This is a genomic window from Bacillus sp. NSP9.1, assembly GCF_000465465.2.
Taxonomy (GTDB): Bacteria; Bacillota; Bacilli; order Bacillales; family Bacillaceae; genus Bacillus; species Bacillus sonorensis_A.
This window is the reverse complement of record NZ_CP048273.1, coordinates 4,383,366-4,403,941: the sequence shown is the minus strand read 5'-3', so window position 1 is coordinate 4,403,941 and position 20,576 is coordinate 4,383,366. Positions and strand designations below refer to the sequence as shown.

The window sequence follows — 20,576 nt, the reverse complement described above, 5'->3', positions numbered from 1 at the left end:
TTCCTGCAGTGAAAAAGTACATTCCAATACTGTTCATTGCAGCCGGACTTGTTCTTATAGGTTATGCAATCTGGCAAGTCTTAGATACCAGCAAAAAGACGGAAGTCACTTTGGAAGAAGCTAAGCTTGCGATTGGGCATCCTCAATCAGAACAAGCGTCGTTCAAGCCTAAGTTCGGAGAAGCAGTCGGTATTCTGGAGATTCCTAAAATAAATGCGGAGCTTCCGATTGTGGAGGGAACTGATGCAGATGATTTGGCAAAAGGTGTCGGACTTTATAAAGGCAGCTACTATCCAAATGAAAACGGACAAATCGTTTTATCAGGGCACCGGGATACCGTGTTTCGCCGAACAGGAGAACTAAGAAAGGGCGACCAATTAAAAGTTTTGTTGTCATATGGAAGTTTCATATATCAGATCGAAAAAACAAAAATTGTTGATAAAAATGATACCTCCATCATTACATTGCAACATGATAAAGAGGAGCTCGTTCTTACGACTTGTTATCCCTTTTCGTATATCGGCAATGCGCCGAAACGATACATTATTTACGGAAAAAGAGTATGATGATAAGTCGCAGGGAATCCCTGCGACTTATTTGAATCTAAAGCAAACATTGTGAGATTTTATGACTTACTATTGGACATACCACTTGCTGTCTTTTTCTATAGGGTCATCTGCAAGCATGGATATGATTTAAATGGTAAAAATGGATGTCTCATTTTATTGACAGTTATCATCAATTGTTGTTTAATAAATAAAAATTAATTAAAAGTTATAAATATACAAATTGCTACTAATGAAATGGATTTTGGTTATAAAAATGCCAACTATCATATAAAACTCTTTCCATGACAAATTTTTCAAGTCGTTCTTTCATTCATTAGCTTTTTATGAGGTGAATATATGGAATTTTCTGAAGGCTTAAAAAATAAAATTATGGACATTATTCAAAAAAGGGGGCTGTTGAAACCATGCGAAAATTGCAAGCATGATGAAATGGTAATGATAGAGCCCTTTGCAAGGTTGGATTTACAAGATGATTCCTCTGTTTTGAGCGTTGGGGCTGAAGCCATTCCTTCAATTGCGATCGTATGTACGAACTGTGGAAAAATGAATTTATATGCAGCCAAAGTGCTACTGCCTTCGGAATTTCACTAAAAATCATTCTACCTGAGGACAGTTTGACAACAAGAAATGAACAGAAAGATAAGGAGGGTGTTTTTTGGAAAATGCAGCATTTATCAGAAAAATGGATGATTTAGGAAGAGTGGTCTTGCCGAAAAAAATAAGAAAGATATTGAAGATTAACGAAAGGGATCCAATAGAGATTTTTATTGAAGGTGAAAAAATTATATTTCGTAAATATTTGGAAGGCAGAGCCTGCTTTGTAACCGGTGAGGTAACAGATCTAAATAAAACACTATCAGGAGGAATTGTCTTAAGTCCTGAAGGAGCGAGAATTTTACTACAAGATCTGTTGGCTCTCCGATTACAAAAAGAAATCTAAAGCTGATGTTTAAGAGCTGCAATTGCAAAAATAGATCAACGTGTGAAGCAAAAGGGGGATGTATCTTTGTAATGTCGGATTACCCGCTCAAGCATGATCATGTGGGCAGTGTTGTTTGCAAGGTGGAAACATACAGATTTCGTTTTCGGGGAGTTCCCGCTGCTGAAATTGAAATCGCGAATGTCCCCGGGGAAAATGCGTCTTTTTCTTTTCAAATTAAAAGAAATGAGCAGTTTTGGCCTGGCCTTCCTTTCCATCTTTCAAACCAATTGTCCGCTGGCGCTGCTGAATTAGAACAAATTGGATTCGGGCGAATGTGGTATGAATCCAAAACAGAAGCTTTACAGGCGGCTACAGACGCCATTGAACATATTCTCAAAAAACATAAAGAAGTGGATAAATTGGAATTTTCAAAGGTCTCAAAACAATAAAACATAGATCAAACAAATAGTAAAAACAAGAGTAAATATGGAGATAAGCGAAGATCGCCCATTCAATTTTAGGGGCGATTTTTTGTTATTGTACAGCTCTCTAATCTTTTTCAGACGAATCACACGAGGTGGGGGAGCAAGCATAGTCACTTATCATCAATCATGTTTTTGCAAAGGATTCTTTTGTATTGACATAATGTATACGTTTGTATACAATTCAAAACATAACGAATGAAAGGAGCCTTACGATGAGACATAAAGACTTTAAAAAAGACGGATATCACCGCGGTGAGCGTCATAAAGGCGGACCAAAAACTTTTCGCCGGGGGAGAGCGATTACTTTTTTAGAGACGTTGCATCTGAAGCGCGCCACCATTAAGCAGCAGCTGGAAGAACCAGAATTTCAGTCGATTCAGCAAATATTAGTCGGTGAATTAAAAGCCATTGATATGATCATTAACGAATTTACCCGGTTGTTTGAAATCGATGAAAGCGAAACGGAAAGGAAAGAGTCTTTAGAGAGGGAGGAGAAGAATGAAACAAATTAACCGTTATATCGATTCAGTGTTTTCTAAGCAAGATGCCCTGTTAGAGGAAGTCATTTCATCGATCAGAGAAAACGGAATGCCCCCGATATCGGTCTCTCCTTCCTCCGGTAAGCTCTTGACGATGCTTGTATCGATTTCAGGGGCGCAAAATGTTTTGGAAATAGGGGCTCTCGGAGGCTATAGCGGGATTTGTCTTGCAAGAGGCTTCGGCTCCAAAGGAAGATTAACTTCCCTTGAATTAAAGGAGAATTATGCAAAATTAGCCTACAACAGCCTCTCAAAAGCCGGCTTTGGCGATCAGGTTTCCTATATGACAGGACCTGCGCTAGAAAGCTTGGAAAAGCTGGCCGGCGATCAGAAGCGGTTTGATTTTTTCTTTATCGATGCCGACAAAGGCAACTATGAACATTACCTGGCGTATTGCATAAAACTGGCGGAGCCGGGTGCTTTAATCATTGCCGACAATGTGCTTGCCGGCGGAAGTGTGGCAGATCAGGATGCTGAACCGAGACGGCATACGGACGTGATGAAGGTCTTCAATAAAACCGTCGCCAATCATCCTCAATTGGAATCCCTCTTGATGCCGATCGGCGATGGGATAACCATCTCAAGAGTGAAGCAATCAAAATGTTAATCCACTTGCTAGTTGCTGATTCGTGACTAGTACTTTTTTATTTTTAGAGATTTTTTGCTTAGGTGCGAACTGTTTCTACATCTAATCCGAAAAGAACAACACAACATAAGCTGCACTGGTTAGTTAAGCTAAGCTTATCCTATTAGTTTTTTAGGCCGCAATAAAGTTCCTTATAAAATGGTTTGTAACCAATTGATAATAAGATGGATTCATTTTTATATTTTTATTTGGAAATCCCACGGATGCGACTTATTTTTTATGTTAATTTATGATTGGTGGTGTCGGCGGAGGCTTGACCGGTGCTGCGGCTTCTTGTAAAAAGAACAGCTAACGAGGGGAAGATGTAGGTTCCCCGTTATTTTAATTTGGTAAAGGTGATGTCATCTGAATAAATTAATATTACCTTCTATAACTGTTATTTTTGTTTTGTGGATTCTTTTGCAAATCGCTTTAAATATGAGTATTTTTAGTAATCCTTTAAATTATGGCATCGTGATCGTAATATTTTTCTTGTTTATAAAGTTAGCAAAGGAAAAATGAAGCAGGCAAAGCCACCTGCTTTTTAGTTTGTTAATTGAAAAACAATAAAATCAGGGCACCTCAAATCCTCTGCAAATGAAGGGTATTTTTCGAGCATCTCTTTTGCCGGCTTTGGTTCGACGATGCTTTCTACATGAAAACCTGTGTGAATCAAAGTATTGATATAGCTTGTCAGGGTTCGATGGAAGAATAGTATTTTTTCTTGATCACCCAGCCTTTGTTCGTACGCACCTTCATAAAAGTATCGGTCAACATTCCAGTGGAGCTTATGGCCGTCGATTGTTTTCTCCCAGCCGCTTTCCGGGGTGATAAAACACGGATGTAAAATCGAAAAAATAAAACAGCCCCTGTCTGCGAGTAAGCGATGCATTTCTTGAAAGGCTTTTTCATAATCGGCGAGGTCTTGAATCACCATGTTGGACACGATCAAATCAAAGCTTTGATCCTCCAAGTCATACAAATTCTCGAGGTTTCCCTGTTGATAACGAATCGGCAGGCCGTTCGGCGTTCTTTCTTTGGCGATTTCTATCATTCTCGGCGAGTAGTCCACTGCCGTTACGCGAGCCCCCGCTTTGGCCAGCATTCTGCTTAAATACCCTTCACCACAGCCGGCATCAAGCACGTTTTTGTTTTTGACGTTTCCCATTAAGGAAAATAAAGCCGGGTTTAAAAAAACTTCTTTGTGAATGTCTCCTTGTTCGGTATGATTGGCGGCATACGCATCGGCAAATCGGTTCCATCTTTGAATGGCTTCCTCTGTGCCAACTTTCCTTGTCATATTTCTCCTCCTTTTCAAAGTCTGTTTATTCATTTAACGCGATATCCCCTGAGCATAAAACTCATCAATTTTTTCAAATACCCTTTGAATAAGGGTATTTGAGATAAAAGGATTTAACAAAACGGCCCGGAGCCAGCGGTTTCCCCTAAATGCAGGCAATGAAAAAAAGACGTTTTCTTCATTCAACAAAAACTGCTGCAATTCGAGATTCCAGTTATCCCTTTGAGCTTCATCAAGGCCCTGCGGGATGCCTCTAAAGCAGACAACGTTTGTATCCGGCTCGCCGGACAGTTCGAGATAATGGCGCTGTTTCACTTGATTGATAAACTCATCTTTTAATGCAAGGCTTCCATGCAACAGCTCCCTGTATCCTTTTAATCCGATGTGTTGAAGCGATAAATATAATTTTAGGATATCCGCATGCCGGGTGCCTTGAACGCTTATTTCACCCAGGTTTGTAAAGTCGGTTTCGTTCATATATGGGGCGGAAATGCGAAAATCGGTTTCCAAAACGCCGCGATTCTTGAATAGAACCATTGCACAGGTCTTTGCAATGTACATCCATTTTTGCGGATTGAATGTGATGGAATCGGCCATTTCGATACCGTTTAGCTTGTAGCGGTAAGCTTCTGAAAAAATGAGTGCTCCCCCGTACGCTGCGTCTACATGCAGCCACAATCTGTTTTCCTTTGCGATGTCAGCGATCGATCGAATGGGGTCGATGCTTCCTGTGACCGTCGTTCCGGCCGTGGCTGCAATCGCAAATGGCAACTTGCCTTCATTTTTTGCCTGACTGATTTTCTTTTTTAAATCGTCAAGATCCATTTTCGAATCGCTGTTGCTTTTCACTGGGATAATGCTGGAGGTACCGAGGCCCAACAACATCGCTGCTTTATGCAAGGAAGTATGGCTGACGTCTGAAGCAAAGATGACCGGCTGTTCGGAAAGATCGAATAATCCCGATTCCTTTACCTTTAATTGATGATTGCGCGCTGCTGCAAGCGCTTGAAGATTCGCGAGGCTCCCGCCGCTTGTCATCACGCCCCCTGAGTTATCATCGTATCCAAACATACGGGCGATGGTGCCCATAAGCTGTACTTCCATTTTTGAAAAGACAGGCGACATTTCCAGGCTCAGCATATTGTTGTTCACTGAAGTGCTGACGAATTCGCCCAGACAAGACATTAGAGTCGGAATGGAATCCATATGACCCATATAATTCGGGCTTAGAGGATTCATGGAGCTTTTTACAATCGCCTGCAACTTTTTTAAAAGCTCTTCTAATTCGACCCCAGTCTCGGGTATATTGCCGTAATGCGATGGTTCCGGGGAAGGCAAAGTGCGGTGATTCCCAGCGCTTCTTGCGTGCTCAATGACGAATTTGACGATTTGATCAACAAGAATTGAGATTTCCTTAATATTCTGGCCATTTGGATCAATAAAAGCGCTACTGGGTAAAAAGGATGGCTGCATAGTTCACACGCTGCTTTCTTTCACATTTTTTCTCAATTATAGCATTTTGATTTTGGCGTATCATGGTTGATTGATGAGTAATACGAGGGTCGAAGAACAAATAAAATGAACAAGTTATCATACAAAGTTATTTCTGAGTTCGTTTAAGCGCATTATGATATTACATAATGTGATAGTTAAGGTAAGTTACCCCTCTCAGTTTTACCTTCATGCTGAACGAAAGCGTGATGACAGAAGCTGCAATGGCGCCGGTCACAAGGCATTTGTACATGTCTATCAACAGAAGCCCGACACTACCCGGCGGTTTCCGATTGTAACGCGTTCTCTTTGATTCATTCCTCCATTTTCGAGAGCGTCTCTAAACAATCGGGAGCTTATCGCCGATCATATAAGTAAGGAAATTTATGCAAAAGGATAGATGAATGGAGTTTTTGAGAATGGAATTTAACGAGCTTATCGAAACGCGCCACTCTGCAAATAATTTTCTGGAAGATGTTCAAATCACGGTGAAAGATTTGGAGCCTATCTTTGAGGATATCAAGCTAGCGCCTTCGGCGTTCAATTTGCAGCATGCAGAGTATAAAGTGGTATTGGATAAGGATTTAAAAGAAAAAGTCAGGGAAGCTGCGAATGGCCAATATAAAGTGCATTCAGCCTCTGCTGTGATTTTAGTGACGGGAGACCGCTACGCCTACCGGCAAACGGAAAAAATCAACGAAGGCATGAGGGATCTAGGAATTATTAAGGACTTTGAGCTGCAGGAAATGATCGAAAACAATACCGATTTTTACGAGTCGCGAGGGGAGCAATTCATGAAGGAAGAGGCGATTCGCAATGCTTCTCTTTCTGCGATGATGTTTATGCTCGCCGCCAAGAACCGGGGATGGGACACGTGTCCGATGATCGGATTTGACAGCGATCAGGTCCGCGAGTTGCTAGAGATCCCGGATACACATGAAATCGTCCTCATGATAACGATCGGCAAAGAAAAAGAAAGCAGCCGACGCTTGAGAGGATATCGCAAGCCGGTTAATGAATTTGTTTCTTTCTATTAAAAATAGGGGGCGGCCGTAAGAAAGGCCGCCCTTTTTATTGATGAGACAGCACTTCGACTAAGTGGTCAAGATCAAGCTGAAGGTGGCGGATCATCGCTTTTGATGCCTGCTCATCGTCTCTTTGTTTCATATGGTGAAAAATTTCGCGATGCTGCTCCAAAATGGCTTCAGCCCGTTTTTCTCCTTGAAAATTCAAAATGCGGAAATAATAAATTAACCCTTCCAAATCGTTGAGCTGTTTCCGCAATAGATTGTTTTGTGTATATTGGATAATTAAGTCGTGAAATGTATCATTTAATTCGATAATTGTGTTTTGATCCTTGGATTGAAGGATGGCTTCTTCCGTTTTTTGCAAAATATCTTCAATCGTTTTCAGTTCCTCTGCCGTTGCAATTCTTGTCGTCAATCCCGCAGCGAATGATTCAAGCGCCATCCGGCAAAAATAGATTTCTTCAACGTCCTTTATTGTCGGCTGATAGACTTTCACTCTTGAGTCGATGACGATGAGCCCCTCTTTTTCCAGAACCCTGATCGCTTCTCTTAAAGGGCTTTTACTGACGCCGAGCTCTTTGGCTAACTTCGCTTCGGCGATTCGTTCACCGGGTTTTAATTTCCCTTCAAAAATCATTTGCTTAATCGCGTGGTAGGATTGTTCATAAAACGGTTTTGGTTTTTCAATCACGCTTCTCATCCTCGTATTCGTTCTCATTTCGTATTTTACCACAGGTTCCTTCGTTATCTCCCACTATAACCACTGCAAGTGCAGGATAAACAAAATGCCCGGCTGCAAGCCGGGCACTGAATTAAAACAAGAGAATGAACCCTGAAACGGCAGGAGTTAAAAATAAACCTGATTTCAAGACGGCTTTCGGCAGGACATTGGTGAATTTAGCCCCGACATATGCACCGCACATCGTACCGGCCAAGATTTTGAGCAATAGAATATAATCGACGAATCCCTCTGAAATATAGCCGGCCCCTCCGCCTAACGAGAGCGGAATAATGACGAGCATCGTCGTTCCTACGGAATGGCGAATCGACAGGTTCAGCATCATCATCAACCCGATTTGAATAAAAGGCGCAGAGCCGATTCCGAACGTTCCGGACAGAATGCCGGCCATGATTCCCAATAAACTGGTCTTGATCCAAAAGGCAAGGTTCGTTTCCTGGGTAGCTTCTTTTGCTTTCAAAAAGAACAATCTGATTAAAATCAGGATGGCTGATAAAAATAACATTCCTGCGGTCATATAATGCAATGAACTTGAAGGTATAAGAGAAGTCAGCTTAGCCCCTCCAAAGGATCCGGCTGCAGCAAAACAGCCGACGGTTAAGCCGATTTTCAGCTTGATATTTCCTTCGCGAAAGTGGCTGTACGTGCCTGATAAACTTGTAAAAGCCATGCCGGCCAGAGACGTTCCCAATGCTGTATGAATCGGAATGTGAAACAGCATCGTTAACAGTGCGATAACGAATCCGGCTCCGCCGGCTCCGACAAAGCCAAGCACAAGACCTAATAAAAACATAACGAGCACAATCAACATGTTCCTTCTTCTCCTTTATGAATACCTGATTTCGTGCAATCTAATGGTCGACGGTATACAGTCGACTAAAATCAATAACAACATCTTACTCTATTATTTCCATATTGACAAGACGGCCGAGAGGGCATATGTCGTCTACTTCCAAGTTAAAGGACATTCCTGTTGACAAAGCAGCCTATTTGTAATTATGATAGTTACATAAAGTGTAACAAATTTTGTTACAGATAGAGATTAAAACATTCAGGAGGAATTTGAAATGAAAATGCTAGTAACGGGGGCAACTGGAAAATTAGGATCAAAAATTGCGGAAAAACTGCTGGAAACTGTACCGGTGGATCAGCTGGCGGTCAGCGTCCGCAATCCGGAAAAAGCGGAAAGCTTAAAAGCGCGCGGGGTGGATGTGCGCCATGGAGATTTTGATCAGCCGGAAACATTGGATGCCGCGTTTAAAGGTGTCGACCGTTTGCTGATGATTTCTGCGGATGGCGATAATGAAACAAGAATTCGGCAGCACGGCAATGCGGTAGCTGCCGCAGAGCGCGCCGGGGTTCAATTCATCGCTTATACGGGCATCGCGAATGCGCGAGAAAGCGAAAACTTCCTGGCGCCGACGCATAAGGCGACAGAAGAGGCCATTTTAAAAACGGGAATCCCTTATTCCTTTCTGCGCAATAACTGGTATTTGGAAAACGAAATCTCAAGCATCCAAGGCGTTCTGGCAGGTGCACCTTGGGTAACATCGGCCGGCAATGGCAAAGTGGGCTGGGCGCTGCAGCAGGATTATGCAGACGCAGCGGCAGCAGTGCTTGCGGGAGACGGACACGAAAACACGGTCTATGAGCTTTCCGGCCGCTTATTGACGCAAGATGAACTGGTGTCCGTCCTGTCCGAAGTATTGGGCAAAGAAGTGCCGCTTCAACACGTTGACGACGCCGGGTATGCCGAAGTGATGAAAAACGCCGGTTTACCCGATTTCCTTGTTCCGATGCTTGTCGACATCCAAAAAGGGATTCGCGAAGGCACACTTGCAGTCGAGAGCGATGACTTCGAAAACGTCCTTGGCCGCCCGTTGACTCCGATAAAAGAAGCGCTTGCGCAAATCGTTGCTGGAATGTCTGAGACAAAGTTATAAGCGGCGTTGTCCTCCGCAACAATAAGAGAGCCTGTAAAACTTCAGGCTCTTTTTTTATGTCTAAACATCCAGTTGACATCATATAGTTTACAGGTATAAACTATATTCATTATGAATAAAGTTTAGAGGTATAAACCAATACAGAGGTGAAAATGTTGGATGAAAAAAAGTTGTGTCAAGCGATCGATCTGTTTGCAGAGGTATTGTTTGAAGGCACGGAGTTTGTACAGCGTGAAATCAATGACGATGTCTTTCAGCACATCTCCAGGGAACAGGCTGACCTGCTGACGATTCTGAAAATCAAAGGACCTTGTTCACCTGGAAGTTTGGCGCTCATCCAAAACGTACATAAAAGCGCTATATCCAACAGATTGAAGAAAATGCTGGAAAAAGGGTTTGTCGAATGGGATGATTCGCAAGTCAATCGTGACAAACGATCCAAGCTGATCAACATAACGGAAAAAGGCGAAAAAATGATGGAAGAATTAAATTCAGCCGTTTTTCAATCATTAAGAAAACTGATTGATGATACAGATGAGGAACATTTGGACGCTTTTATTGAAATATTCAAAATTTTAAAGAATAAATTTAAAGGAGACCACACGCCATGAGATTTATCGTCAAAAGTAAGTGGATCATCGCGGCGGTTGTTTTAGCGTTGACGGTCATATTGAGCATATTTTCGCCAAACTTGACCGAGCTCGCCAATGAAAAGGGGCAGGCTCAGCTTCCGGCTGATTCCATCTCCGAGAGGGCGAAGGATATTCTCAAAAGCGCCGGGGAAAACAACAACACGGTCAGTGTTGTCTTTGCGCTGGATCATGCCTTAAAGAAAAATGAAAAAGAGAATATGCAGGAATTCATAGACCAAATTCAAAAGATTGATGGAGTGGAAGGTGTCACATCTCCTCTGTCAGGCGACAAGCAGATCCGCGATCAATTGATGTCAAAGGATCGGAAAACGGTCCTCATTCCTGTAACGGTGACGGGGTCTGATCAACAGGTGGAAAAAATGGCGGATCGTATGTATCAAATGGTTCCCGATGATATGACCGCCTATATTACGGGAGCGTCCCTTATCAATCAGGATTTTGCCCACAGTTCAGAAGAAGGGCTGAAGAAAACGGAAGTCATCACGGTCATTTTGATTATCGGCTTGCTTCTGGTCGTTTTCCGTTCAGTGGTCACGCCTTTCGTTCCGATTATTGTTGTCGGTTTTTCCTATTTGATCAGCCAATCCTTATTAGCGATTTTAGTCGACAATGTTGGCTTTCCGATTTCGACCTTTACGCAAACGTTTCTCGTCGCCATCTTGTTCGGGATTGGGACGGATTATTGCATCCTGCTTTTGACGCGTTTCCGCGAAGAGCTGGCCAACGGACATGACAAGGTCGAATCGACGCTGATCGCTTACCGTACGGCGGGGAAAACATTGTTTATCAGCGGTTTTGCCGTATTGATCGGATTTGCCGTTTTGGGATTTGCCAAGTTTGCCGTCTTCCAATCCGCTGTAGGCGTCGCCGTCGGAGTCGGCGTCTTGATGATCATCTTGTATACGCTCTTGCCATTGTTTATGGCAACACTTGGCGATAAATTATTTTGGCCGTCCAAAAAGGTTCTTTCTCATCATGATAATCGATTGTGGGCTTTTCTTGGAAGGCATTCGGTGGCGCGGCCATTCCTGTTTCTCGTGATCACAGCCATCATAACCGTGCCGTTTATGCTGACGCATGATGATCAAATCTCCTTTGACTCGACTTCAGAGATCAGCAGCAGCTATCGATCGGTTAAAGGCTTGGAGGCGATTAAAGAAGGTCTTGGCGAAGGGAGAGCTTTTCCTGTCAATGTCGTCATCAAAGGGGATGACAAGCTGACGACGGCGGAAACGATCCCCTATCTCAGAAACATCAGCAAAGCGATCGAGAAAGTCGACCATGTTGATTCGGTCATGACCATCACACAGCCGACTGGAACAGAAATAGAAGATTTAAGTATTGATCACCAGCTGAAAGCCGTATCAGACGGCCTGGATCAAACAACAAAAGGACTTGCTGATGTTCAAAGCGGTCTAACAACTGTGGAAGATGGGCTGAGAAAAATCGCGGGGCAAACGGGCGGTTCATCAGCAAATGGATCATCCGGCGGCTCGCTTGCTGATACGGCGGATGGATTGGGGAAAATCAACAGCCAGCTTCAGCTCGTCAGCGGGCAGATGGCCCAAACAGGCGATGTCTCACAAGCGGTGCCGCAGCTGACGGCCATCAGCGGACAGCTGGGACAGATTCAAAACGGGCTTGAGCAAGCCGACCGCGAGCTCTCGTCACAGCAAAAGCAAGCCGGCGCTTTAACAGGTAGTCTCGGCCAGCTGGCGGACGGTGTGAAGAGCGCAAACGACGGTCTTGTGAAAATCACCGATGGTGTGACGGCATCCGCTGACATGCTGGAGAACATGAGCAAAAGCTCTGCGGTGAAGGACACAGGCATATTCCTTCCCGAACAAGTGATGAAAAACAAAGATTTTAAAAAATCGATTAACAACTACTCGTTTTCAGATGGCAAAGGTGTTCAATTAAGCGTCGTCCTAGACATCAATCCTTATTCAGAACAGGCGATTGCGACCGTCAATCAGATTAAAAAAGTCGTGAATGAAGCGGCTGACGGCACACCTTTTGATGATGCGGATATTGTATACGGCGGGGTATCGAGCCAGAACGCGGATTTAAAAGACATCTCCACAACGGACCTGTCCCGGACGATGGTCATTATGATCATTGGGCTGTTTTTAGTATTGACCATTTTGTTCCGCTCTATGATTATGCCGATCTATATGATTGCATCTCTATTTATCACGTATTATACGTCGATGTCGATCACGGAGTTCATGTTTGTTGATCTTCTGGGAAATGACGGAGTCAGCTGGGCTGTGCCGTTCTTTAGCTTTGTGATTCTGATTGCTTTAGGAATCGATTATTCGATCTTCCTTCTCGATCGGTTCAAAGAAGAGGTGCACCTCGGCATCCATCAAGGCATCGTCAAGTCAATGGGCAAGATGGGCTCTGTCATTATAACAGCAGCGATCATCTTGGCCGGCACATTCGCGGCGATGATGCCGTCAGGGGTCAATACGCTCATGCAAGTGGCTACCGTTGTGATTGTCGGTCTTCTGCTTTACGGACTCATCATCCTTCCGTTGTTGATTCCGGCGCTGATTGTGACATTTGGAGAAGGGAACTGGTGGCCGTTCGGCAGGAAAAAGACAATTGAATAAGAAAAAAGAGTGGTGGATCATGTCCATCACTTTTTTTGTGTTTTAAATGGAAGCCTTCCGGGTATGGTTTTCTCAGAAGGTTGAAGTGTGGGGGGATCATATATGGCCGTTCTAGAGATGTTTTCTTATATAGGAATCGCCATAGGCCTTGTTCAGGCAGCCGTGATCACAATAGATGTCATCAGGCGACCGCAGCATTTGCCGATCATGAATGTTGTCTGGCCGGTGACTGGTTTATATTTTCCGATTATCGGTTTTTGGGCGTACGATTCATTGGGAAGACAAACTGAACAAGCGGGAAATGATCATAAACCGTTTTGGCAAAGCGTTTTCATATCAACGACGCATTGCACGAGCGGCTGTTCATTAGGAGACTTGATCGGCGCTCCTCTTGTTTATCTCCTTGGCTGGACTGTTTTGGGGAGCATGCTGTTTGCAGAGTTTGCAGTCGAATTTATTCTGGCGTTTATTCTTGGGATCGTCTTTCAATACTACGGCATGGGCGCCCATGGGAAAAGCCGTTTATCAGCCGCCCTTAAAGCGGATACATGGTCATTAATCGCGTTTGAGATTGGGATGTTTGGCTGGATGGCGCTTGTGCACTTTGTATTCTTTGCGGAAAGTCCGAAACCGGACAGCCCTGTTTTTTGGCTGATGATGCAAATCGCCATGATCATCGGTTTTTTCACCAGCTATCCAGCCAATTGGTACCTTGTGAAAAAAGGGATTAAGCATGTGATGTAAAAAAGGGAGCGGGCATGAAAGCCCGCCTTTTTGCGGTGGTGTTCCTTCGGGGCCGCTCGTGTCTTTTTTTAATGAGGCGCCGCCTGAGCTTGCTTTGAAAAAACCTAGTGAAGAGACTTCTGACTAAGAGGCCCATAATGAATAGCTGCAGCGGATAAGCCAGGACAAAGTTTTTCAGAACGATTGCCATATAGGCCGGTGCTGTTGTACCAAATCGCGATCGTGTCTCATAAGTTTGTGAACGAATAGTAGCGAACATTATTTGATCTTTTTTTGCTGAATGACGCTTATTGCGATAAGTATGACGATGCCGAGTATGATCACCGGAAGAAACCATCCGCCAAATCCGCTTCCCCAGCGCAAAGCAATCGATGCCGATTCAAATAAGATGAGGGAAAAAATGATGAAACAGGCGTTTTTGATTCGATTGACCAGCTTTCGGCTGAGCAAATAAAACTGTCCGGCGTTTTTTTCGTTCAGGCGTTTGGGGTAGTTGTGCATCTCAGGGAATTTTTCAAGCAATTGCATGAACAGAAGGATAAAGAATCCGATTCCGGGTAAAATAAGGAGCTCCCACTTCGATCCCCAGCGATCGATGTCACCGAGAGCATTGTAATGTACGGGCACTTGTTCGGGAAGCGTTCCCCAAACGGCGATCAAAAAAATAATCGATCCAATGTAAAAGAGATAGCCAATTCCATCGCAAATCCGTTCGCTTTTCGTTTTCGGAATTTTGATGTTTGAACCGTCGGTTGAATGTGGCATATCGTGTCCCCCTTTGTTTTGATATACGGTTTACTCAACCAAAAGTTCTGATCAATCCACATCGTATTTTTATTCGGAAGTGGGTAATGTTAAGAGAATGTAAATCCAAAAGGGCTAATGTTAAGTTATTGTAAATTTTAAATATGAATCGTTTACATAAGCTTTAATCTCCATCATAATCATACATGTTTGTTGATTTATGTCGAATTAGGAGGGTAACACTTTGGAAATAGATGTGCAGAAATTGCTTTTTGAATTTATTGGCGGCCTCGGTATTTTCCTTTTAGGTATTAAGTTTATGGGAGATGGGCTCCAAAAGTCAGCAGGAGATAAGCTGAGAGACATCTTAGATCGTTTTACAAGCAACCCTCTGATGGGGGTTTTGGCAGGTATTATTGTCACGGTTTTAATTCAAAGCAGTTCCGGCACGACCGTTATCACTGTCGGTCTCGTCAGCGCCGGCTTTATGACCCTTCGCCAGGCGATCGGCGTCATTATGGGGGCAAACATCGGAACGACGGTTACGGCATTTATCATCGGTTTTGATGTCGGTGCGTATGCGCTGCCGATCATCGCCATTGGATCGTTTTTGCTATTTTTCTTTAAGAACAAAAAATTTCAAAACCTCGGACAAGTTTTGTTTGGATTTGGTGCGCTTTTCTATGGCTTGGAATTGATGAGCAGCGGAATGAAGCCGCTTCGAACGTTTGAAGCTTTTCATGATTTAACGGTCAGCATGAGTACGAACCCTGTTCTTGGCGTGCTTATCGGCACTCTGTTCACGGTTCTTGTCCAAAGTTCAAGTGCAACCATCGGTATCCTCCAAGGGTTGTTTGCCGATTCATTAATTGATATTCACGGCGCTCTGCCTGTACTGTTCGGGGACAACATCGGAACGACGATTACCGCTGTATTGGCATCGCTTGGCGCTTCCGTCGCTGCAAGACGGGCGGCTGCCGTTCACGTCTTGTTCAACCTGATTGGAACAACGATTTTCCTGATCTTGCTAAAGCCTTTCACAGCGTTGATCCTCATGCTTCAATCTTCTTTAGGGCTTGACCCTAAGATGATGATCGCGTTTGCCCACGGGATCTTCAACACGTCGAACACACTGATTCAGCTGCCGTTCGTCGGTGTCTTGGCTTTTATTGTCACAAAGCTAATTCCAGGCAAGGACTCGGTCGTCGATTATAAAGCAACACATCTTGACCCGCTGTTTATTCAGCAGTCACCGTCTATCGCTCTCGGCCAGGCGAAAGAAGAAGTCTTGCGGATGGGTGAATTTGCGGTAAAAGGGCTTGAGGAAACAAAGGAATTTTTAAATACAAAACAGGCAAAGCATGCACAAAACGCATTTCAGATAGAAGATGCGATCAACAATTTGGACCGGAAGATTACGGATTATTTGATCGAACTGTCAGCCACTACGCTTTCTGAACAGGAATCTGAAGAACATCATAAGTTGATGGATACCGTCAGAGACATTGAAAGAATCGGCGACCACTTCGAAAACTTGGTTGAGCTTGGTGAGTACCAGCAATCCAACCGGGTGAAAATTTCCGAAGCAGCGATGGCCGATTTAACGGAAATGCTTGATCTGACGATTTCTACCGTTAAGGAGTCCATCACCGCACTTGGCGAAAATAATGAAGAAGCTGCAAGAAGTGTCATCGAAAAAGAAAATCAAATTGATAAAATGGAACGCAAGCTTCGCAAAAAGCATATTCTTCGCTTAAACGACGGATTATGCAGCGGACAAGCCGGCGTGATCTTCGTCGATATCACCAGCAACCTGGAAAGAATCGGCGACCATGCCGTCAATATTGCAGAAGCTGTTCTTGGAATCGAAAAGCATTAAAAACCGGGGATATCCCCGGTTTTTTATATGCATAGGCCTATTTGATCACGGTGTGACAATTTTACTAAATTGTGTGTGAAAAGGAAGATCATTCTTCTTCTGGAGATGTAAATCAAGTATAATAGTTGTATTCTTTAGGAGGTATTAAGATGCAGAAATACAGAAAAAGAAACACAACGGCATTTACAGTCATGTCATATTTCACATTTTTTGCGGGGGTCTTTTTGTTCGGCATCGGTCTTTACAACGCCGATAACTTGCAGCTCAATGAAAAAGGCTATTACATCGCTGTGATGATTCTCGTTGCGGTCGGTGCGATTTTGACGCAGAAAGTAACGAGAGACAATGCGGAAGATAATGAAATCATCGCCGAGCAGGAGAGAAGACAGAATATGTCTAGTGGCGAGTGATATGATGAGGGAAGGCATCAGAGGATGCCTTCTTTATTTTTTATGGTTAACATATCCTTATATTTATTTTCCAGAATGACATTCATCATCCCGATGATTTTTGCATGGTCTGATTTTTTTCTAAAGTGTAAAAAGTTTTGGTCTTTGTTTCTTTGCGATTTAGTGATCGTGCCGAACACCCAGATGGAGCTGGCTAAAAGTAATATGGTTAATATCAAAGGAAAAAAAGTATGCTCGATGTCATATGAAATGGAGACGACTTGACCAGAAAATATAGCAGTCATAATGCCGGCGGTAATGGAGCTATAAAGCGAAGCTTTGATCACGTGGCTGATTTTAAGCGTTGGACCTGAAAAATAAACTTTCAGCCGGTTTAACGTGGATAAATCTTGTTTTTCGAGGTATGCCATCAGCTCTTCATCGTTTTCAGCTTTCGATGACAATATAGCTTCAGCCGTTTGTTTTGTTTCTTCGAATAATTGTTTGTCTGTTTGCATGTCTTTTGTCCTTCTTTTTTGTTTAATAGACCAACCAAAGCAGAGGTAATGTTTCTCTGCTTTTTAATCAAAATCTTTTTTAAAACGTTCATCTAAAATAAAATCAATCATACCCGTGATTCTGGAATATTCCGCTCTTTTTTGGAAGTGCAGGATTGTTTGCATCGGTCCTTTTCGCGAGGAGATCAGCATCTTGACGATCCAAAGAAAAGAGAAGATCAGATAGAACATGAAGAAGAATGAAAATAGCCTTGAAAGACCATGGTTGAGGGAGGAGATCTGACCAGATAAAAAGGTCGCCATAATGACAGCAGTCATACTGCTAAAAAAAATCCCTTTAATCAAATACGTTAATGTAAAACTTGGATTTGAAAAATAGATTTTTAGCTGATTTAATGTAACAGATTCTTGATTTGCAAGGTATGTAAGCAGCTCTTCGTCACTTTTGTGAGACTCAAGGAGTTTGGCTGTATGTTCAGCTTTTTGAAATAATTGTTTTTCGTTTCTCATTGGATTGTCACTCCTATTCATAAAAAACATGAGATTTTATTGGTTCGGTATATTTTTTAATGCCTTTTTGTATTTTTGTTGTAAAACATAATCAATCATTTTTACGATACGTGCAAACTCGGCTTTCTTGGAAAAGTGTGTAATGAATTGAATCGGCTTTTTTTTCAGGATGACAAGCTGTTTAAGCACCCAGAATAAACACCCCGTAAATATGACAGCTAATATTATAATGGAGATGCCGGAAATGAAAGGGAATATCGAATCTGCTTGACCAGAAAGAATTGCAGTTATGAACGAAGCCAATATTATACTGAAAAATGCTGCACTGATGAAATAATGAAGCGCAAATGAAGGATCTGAGTAATAGACTTTCAGCTGATTTAAGGTCAGTGAATCTTGTTTAGCGAGAAAGGCTAATAGCTCTTCGTCGCTCTTATCGCGGTAAGTTTTAAGGGTTTTGGCTGTTTTCTGCGTTTCAATGAATACTTGTTTGTCTGTGTTCAATATGAATACCTCCACGATATTTTATATATTAAAGATTTGGAAAAACTGCATAAATACATTATATTATGTATTTATGCAGTTTTCATTAAATAAACAAATTAATCAGTCGTTTCACCAAATATTGCAAATAACACAGCGGACACTGCCGTGCCAATAGCGATTTCAGGTGCTGCAATTCCCGCTATGACAACAGCTGCTACACCCACAGCAGCTACCATAAATCCTCCGACTGCAACCCCAATTGCTCCCCAATCGATTGGTAACGCTTCTACAGGAGCTGCAACTGGTTTGTTAGGTGAGACATATAATTTCTTAATTTTAAAGGTAATTGTAGCCGACATTTCAGTTTTTGTACCATCGACTACCGGAATTTCATCGCTGAATATCGTTAATGAAAGATCCAAAGATTCAACAGAAGGTGAAACGTCTACCATGATATATCCGTTACGAACCGACAAGCCGATATTCTTTAAAAGCTCATCATACGAATGAATTTGTGAAGAACTCAATGATGTTTTTGAGTTTCCTAATACTTCGGTAATGGATGCTCCGACCTTTCCGTTTTTAACTTGTAGTGTGCCCGGTGATGTTTCACTTGGCTTTTTAAATCTCAGTGAAGTAGATAACGTAATATCTAAGTATAGAGACTCGTAAACTGTCTCAGTTTTATCAAAAATAAACATTGTTGTAAATAGTTCAGAAATACTGCTCAGTGCCGGGATATTTGCCAAAACATTTCTCAACATTCTTACTCGTGCGTCATAGACCGGATCTGACGACGGGGTGACATTAGCTGTTCCCTTGTCTCTGCCAGAATAAGCGTCTTTATCAATACCGATGGCGCCGCTGCCTGTGCCGATTGAATATTCGTAGAATTGGTCAAAGGCCCAGTTTTGCGGCATCGTGTAGCCGAGGTTGCCGCTGAAGCCGGTTGACATGTCGGCGACGAAGCTGTATTCCGTCAATCCGGCGTCGGCTGTTCTGATACAGATGTTTCTAGGCCCGTACACGCCGATCTTATATGTTGGCGAATTCGGAATGCTTTGCATTTTGTCAAACACTGCTCTGATTTCATTAAAATACGGGATGATTTTGTCTGTGACTTCATAATCATAAGCGTCGAAATCAACGGCAAAATAAATGGTGGTGCCGGATGGGAAGCCTAATCCTTGCGCTGCGTTGACAGCGGCATACGCATCTGTTGTTCCTTGGTTTGGTACGAAATAAGAGGATTCGTAGCCGCCGTCCTGATAAATCGGAAACACTCTCAAACCTTCATTAAAGATGATTGAAAGCTCGGCAGGTGTCATCGCTTTTGATTGAAGCCCGCTGCTTGTCCGCACATTGCCTGTCAAATATCTGCCGACCACTTTATATCCGTTGCTTCGTAAAGTTTTTGCAGTGGCGGCCGTTAGGATCGCGGCAGTGTCACAGGCCGCGGCAGCACGTGAAGTATCGCCGGAGCTTGCCAATAATGCTTTGATCGTCGCCATGTTGGCAATTCCCGTTACAGGCAAGCACATGAAGCTTTGAAAACGTGAGACGGCAGATTCGACTTCCGCATCATAAACACCGTCAAAATCACCCGAAGGATAGCCGTTGCAATATAATGCGTATTGAAGAATCAGCACGAATTTGGTTCTTGAATCACCTGGTTTGAGTGTCGGACATTTGCTTGTTGTACCTGGGCCAAAAAAGCCGTTTGCCACACTTGTACTCATGCCTTCTTCTTTTTGCAAAGCATAAATCAGCGCCTTATTTGTCTCTCGGGAATAAACACCATCACAAGGCATGAGTCCGAAATAATGATTGTAATCCCGATTTAGGTTTTGCTGAATTTGACGAATTTTTGTATCACCGTTTCGAACCAATGTAAAAGCGCTCATGTTGAGCAGTGCTTTCATGAGCTGTGCTGTGACAACACCGTCTTGTTTAGCCAGGCCCGCGGCTTTCTGAAATCTTTTCACGGCATCCTCTGTACCCTCAAAGAAGTTGCCTGTTAATCCGCCGGGATTAAATCCTTTTCCTTTCACCCAAAAAGCACCTTGCAGAATATAATTTAAGTTTGTCGGTTTTTCAGTTTTCTCCTGCTTTTTTAGCGGAACAAACTTACTTTCTGTCGCCGGTCCGAAATTGTCAGCGGGCTCTGCGATGCCTAACTCAATCTGCAATGCTCTCGTTAAACCGTAAATCGTCTCCCAGCTTGGTTTACCGTTCTCTTCAACCTTGTTGTAACCGTGTTTTCCGCTGTAGGTTTTGTTTAGCCATTCCTGCGTTTTCAACACCATTTGATCCATAAATGATCCCTCTTTTCTTTATTAGTGCTTTCACTATTAGGTGGCAAACGTATGACATAAAAAATACGGACATTGACTCTGC

At 43.0% G+C, this 20,576-nt stretch carries 23 protein-coding genes and 1 pseudogene; 14 read left to right on the top strand and 10 right to left on the bottom strand.

Features of this window, described 5'->3' with window-relative positions:
- Positions 1-8: 8 nt before the first annotated feature.
- From M654_RS22620 to M654_RS24065, 7 genes are all read left to right on the top strand, one after another.
- The gene (locus tag M654_RS22620; RefSeq protein WP_026585669.1) at positions 9-566 is read left to right on the top strand and encodes a class D sortase; all 558 of its coding nucleotides are present in this window, start codon (positions 9-11) and stop codon (positions 564-566) included.
- Between the two features lie 339 nt (positions 567-905).
- Positions 906-1,160: a hypothetical protein gene (locus M654_RS22615; protein ID WP_026585670.1), complete on the top strand. Its 255-nt coding sequence runs from the start codon at positions 906-908 to the stop codon at positions 1,158-1,160.
- Between the two features lie 64 nt (positions 1,161-1,224).
- Entirely contained in the window at positions 1,225-1,509 is a 285-nt protein-coding gene (locus M654_RS22610) for an AbrB/MazE/SpoVT family DNA-binding domain-containing protein (RefSeq protein ID WP_026585671.1), read from the top strand.
- 71 nt (positions 1,510-1,580) lie between these two features.
- Positions 1,581-1,940: a hypothetical protein gene (locus tag M654_RS22605; RefSeq protein WP_026585672.1), complete on the top strand. Its 360-nt coding sequence runs from the start codon at positions 1,581-1,583 to the stop codon at positions 1,938-1,940.
- A gap of 248 nt (positions 1,941-2,188) precedes the next feature.
- Positions 2,189-2,488, top strand: coding sequence for a hypothetical protein (locus tag M654_RS22600; RefSeq protein WP_026585673.1), 300 nt, complete (start codon positions 2,189-2,191; stop codon positions 2,486-2,488).
- Positions 2,475-3,122: an O-methyltransferase gene (locus tag M654_RS22595; RefSeq protein WP_026585674.1), complete on the top strand. Its 648-nt coding sequence runs from the start codon at positions 2,475-2,477 to the stop codon at positions 3,120-3,122. The genes M654_RS22600 and M654_RS22595 overlap by 14 nt, the downstream gene beginning before the upstream one ends.
- A 384-nt stretch (positions 3,123-3,506) precedes the next feature.
- The gene (locus tag M654_RS24065; RefSeq protein ID WP_236251296.1) at positions 3,507-3,662 is read left to right on the top strand and encodes a hypothetical protein; all 156 of its coding nucleotides are present in this window, start codon (positions 3,507-3,509) and stop codon (positions 3,660-3,662) included.
- 22 nt (positions 3,663-3,684) lie between these two features.
- Here the strand turns inward: M654_RS24065 and M654_RS22590 are convergent, their stop codons facing one another.
- Positions 3,685-4,440: a class I SAM-dependent methyltransferase gene (locus M654_RS22590; RefSeq protein ID WP_026585675.1), complete on the bottom strand. Its 756-nt coding sequence runs from the start codon at positions 4,438-4,440 to the stop codon at positions 3,685-3,687.
- A gap of 33 nt (positions 4,441-4,473) precedes the next feature.
- Positions 4,474-5,913 (bottom strand): pyridoxal phosphate-dependent decarboxylase family protein, encoded by a 1,440-nt coding sequence (locus M654_RS22585; RefSeq protein ID WP_026585676.1) that lies wholly within the window; start codon positions 5,911-5,913, stop codon positions 4,474-4,476.
- A gap of 437 nt (positions 5,914-6,350) precedes the next feature.
- Here M654_RS22585 and M654_RS22580 point away from each other — a divergent pair, with 437 nt between their 5' ends.
- Entirely contained in the window at positions 6,351-6,968 is a 618-nt protein-coding gene (locus M654_RS22580; protein ID WP_026585677.1) for a nitroreductase family protein, read from the top strand.
- A gap of 34 nt (positions 6,969-7,002) precedes the next feature.
- Here the strand turns inward: M654_RS22580 and M654_RS22575 are convergent, their stop codons facing one another.
- Positions 7,003-7,659, bottom strand: a complete 657-nt coding sequence (locus M654_RS22575) for a GntR family transcriptional regulator (RefSeq protein WP_026585678.1) — start codon at positions 7,657-7,659, stop codon at positions 7,003-7,005.
- 112 nt (positions 7,660-7,771) lie between these two features.
- On the bottom strand, positions 7,772-8,509 hold the full coding sequence (locus tag M654_RS22570; RefSeq protein WP_026585679.1) for a sulfite exporter TauE/SafE family protein: 738 nt from the start codon (positions 8,507-8,509) through the stop codon (positions 7,772-7,774).
- Positions 8,510-8,765: 256 nt separating this feature from the next.
- Between M654_RS22570 and M654_RS22565 the strand changes: the two genes are divergently transcribed.
- From M654_RS22565 to M654_RS22550, 4 genes are all read left to right on the top strand, one after another.
- Positions 8,766-9,641 (top strand): SDR family oxidoreductase, encoded by an 876-nt coding sequence (locus tag M654_RS22565; protein WP_026585680.1) that lies wholly within the window; start codon positions 8,766-8,768, stop codon positions 9,639-9,641.
- 155 nt (positions 9,642-9,796) lie between these two features.
- The gene (locus M654_RS22560; RefSeq protein ID WP_026585681.1) at positions 9,797-10,252 is read left to right on the top strand and encodes a MarR family winged helix-turn-helix transcriptional regulator; all 456 of its coding nucleotides are present in this window, start codon (positions 9,797-9,799) and stop codon (positions 10,250-10,252) included.
- The gene (locus M654_RS22555; RefSeq protein ID WP_026585682.1) at positions 10,249-12,909 is read left to right on the top strand and encodes an MMPL family transporter; all 2,661 of its coding nucleotides are present in this window, start codon (positions 10,249-10,251) and stop codon (positions 12,907-12,909) included. Before M654_RS22560 ends, M654_RS22555 begins: the two co-directional genes overlap by 4 nt.
- 102 nt (positions 12,910-13,011) lie before the next feature.
- A complete protein-coding gene (locus tag M654_RS22550) occupies positions 13,012-13,653 on the top strand; it encodes a DUF4396 domain-containing protein (protein WP_026585683.1) in 642 nt (213 codons plus the stop codon).
- An 85-nt stretch (positions 13,654-13,738) separates the two neighbouring features.
- On the opposite strand, the pseudogene M654_RS24060 reads toward M654_RS22550, so the two are convergent.
- Positions 13,739-13,849 (bottom strand): annotated as a pseudogene (locus M654_RS24060) (DUF2798 domain-containing protein); the annotation flags it as partial.
- A 62-nt stretch (positions 13,850-13,911) separates the two neighbouring features.
- Positions 13,912-14,418, bottom strand: a complete 507-nt coding sequence (locus M654_RS22545; RefSeq protein WP_026585684.1) for a DUF1648 domain-containing protein — start codon at positions 14,416-14,418, stop codon at positions 13,912-13,914.
- Positions 14,419-14,641: 223 nt separating this feature from the next.
- Between M654_RS22545 and M654_RS22540 the strand changes: the two genes are divergently transcribed.
- Positions 14,642-16,276 (top strand): Na/Pi cotransporter family protein, encoded by a 1,635-nt coding sequence (locus M654_RS22540; RefSeq protein WP_026585685.1) that lies wholly within the window; start codon positions 14,642-14,644, stop codon positions 16,274-16,276.
- A gap of 149 nt (positions 16,277-16,425) precedes the next feature.
- Positions 16,426-16,686: a YiaA/YiaB family inner membrane protein gene (locus M654_RS22535; RefSeq protein ID WP_026585686.1), complete on the top strand. Its 261-nt coding sequence runs from the start codon at positions 16,426-16,428 to the stop codon at positions 16,684-16,686.
- 17 nt (positions 16,687-16,703) lie between these two features.
- Here the strand turns inward: M654_RS22535 and M654_RS22530 are convergent, their stop codons facing one another.
- From M654_RS22530 to M654_RS22515, 4 genes are all read right to left on the bottom strand, one after another.
- A complete protein-coding gene (locus M654_RS22530) occupies positions 16,704-17,183 on the bottom strand; it encodes a hypothetical protein (RefSeq protein ID WP_026585687.1) in 480 nt (159 codons plus the stop codon).
- Positions 17,184-17,246: 63 nt separating this feature from the next.
- Positions 17,247-17,693, bottom strand: a complete 447-nt coding sequence (locus M654_RS22525) for a hypothetical protein (RefSeq protein WP_026585688.1) — start codon at positions 17,691-17,693, stop codon at positions 17,247-17,249.
- Between the two features lie 36 nt (positions 17,694-17,729).
- The gene (locus M654_RS22520) at positions 17,730-18,197 is read right to left on the bottom strand and encodes a hypothetical protein (protein WP_003178521.1); all 468 of its coding nucleotides are present in this window, start codon (positions 18,195-18,197) and stop codon (positions 17,730-17,732) included.
- A gap of 98 nt (positions 18,198-18,295) precedes the next feature.
- Entirely contained in the window at positions 18,296-20,494 is a 2,199-nt protein-coding gene (locus M654_RS22515; RefSeq protein WP_026585689.1) for a glycoside hydrolase domain-containing protein, read from the bottom strand.
- Positions 20,495-20,576 lie beyond the last annotated feature (82 nt).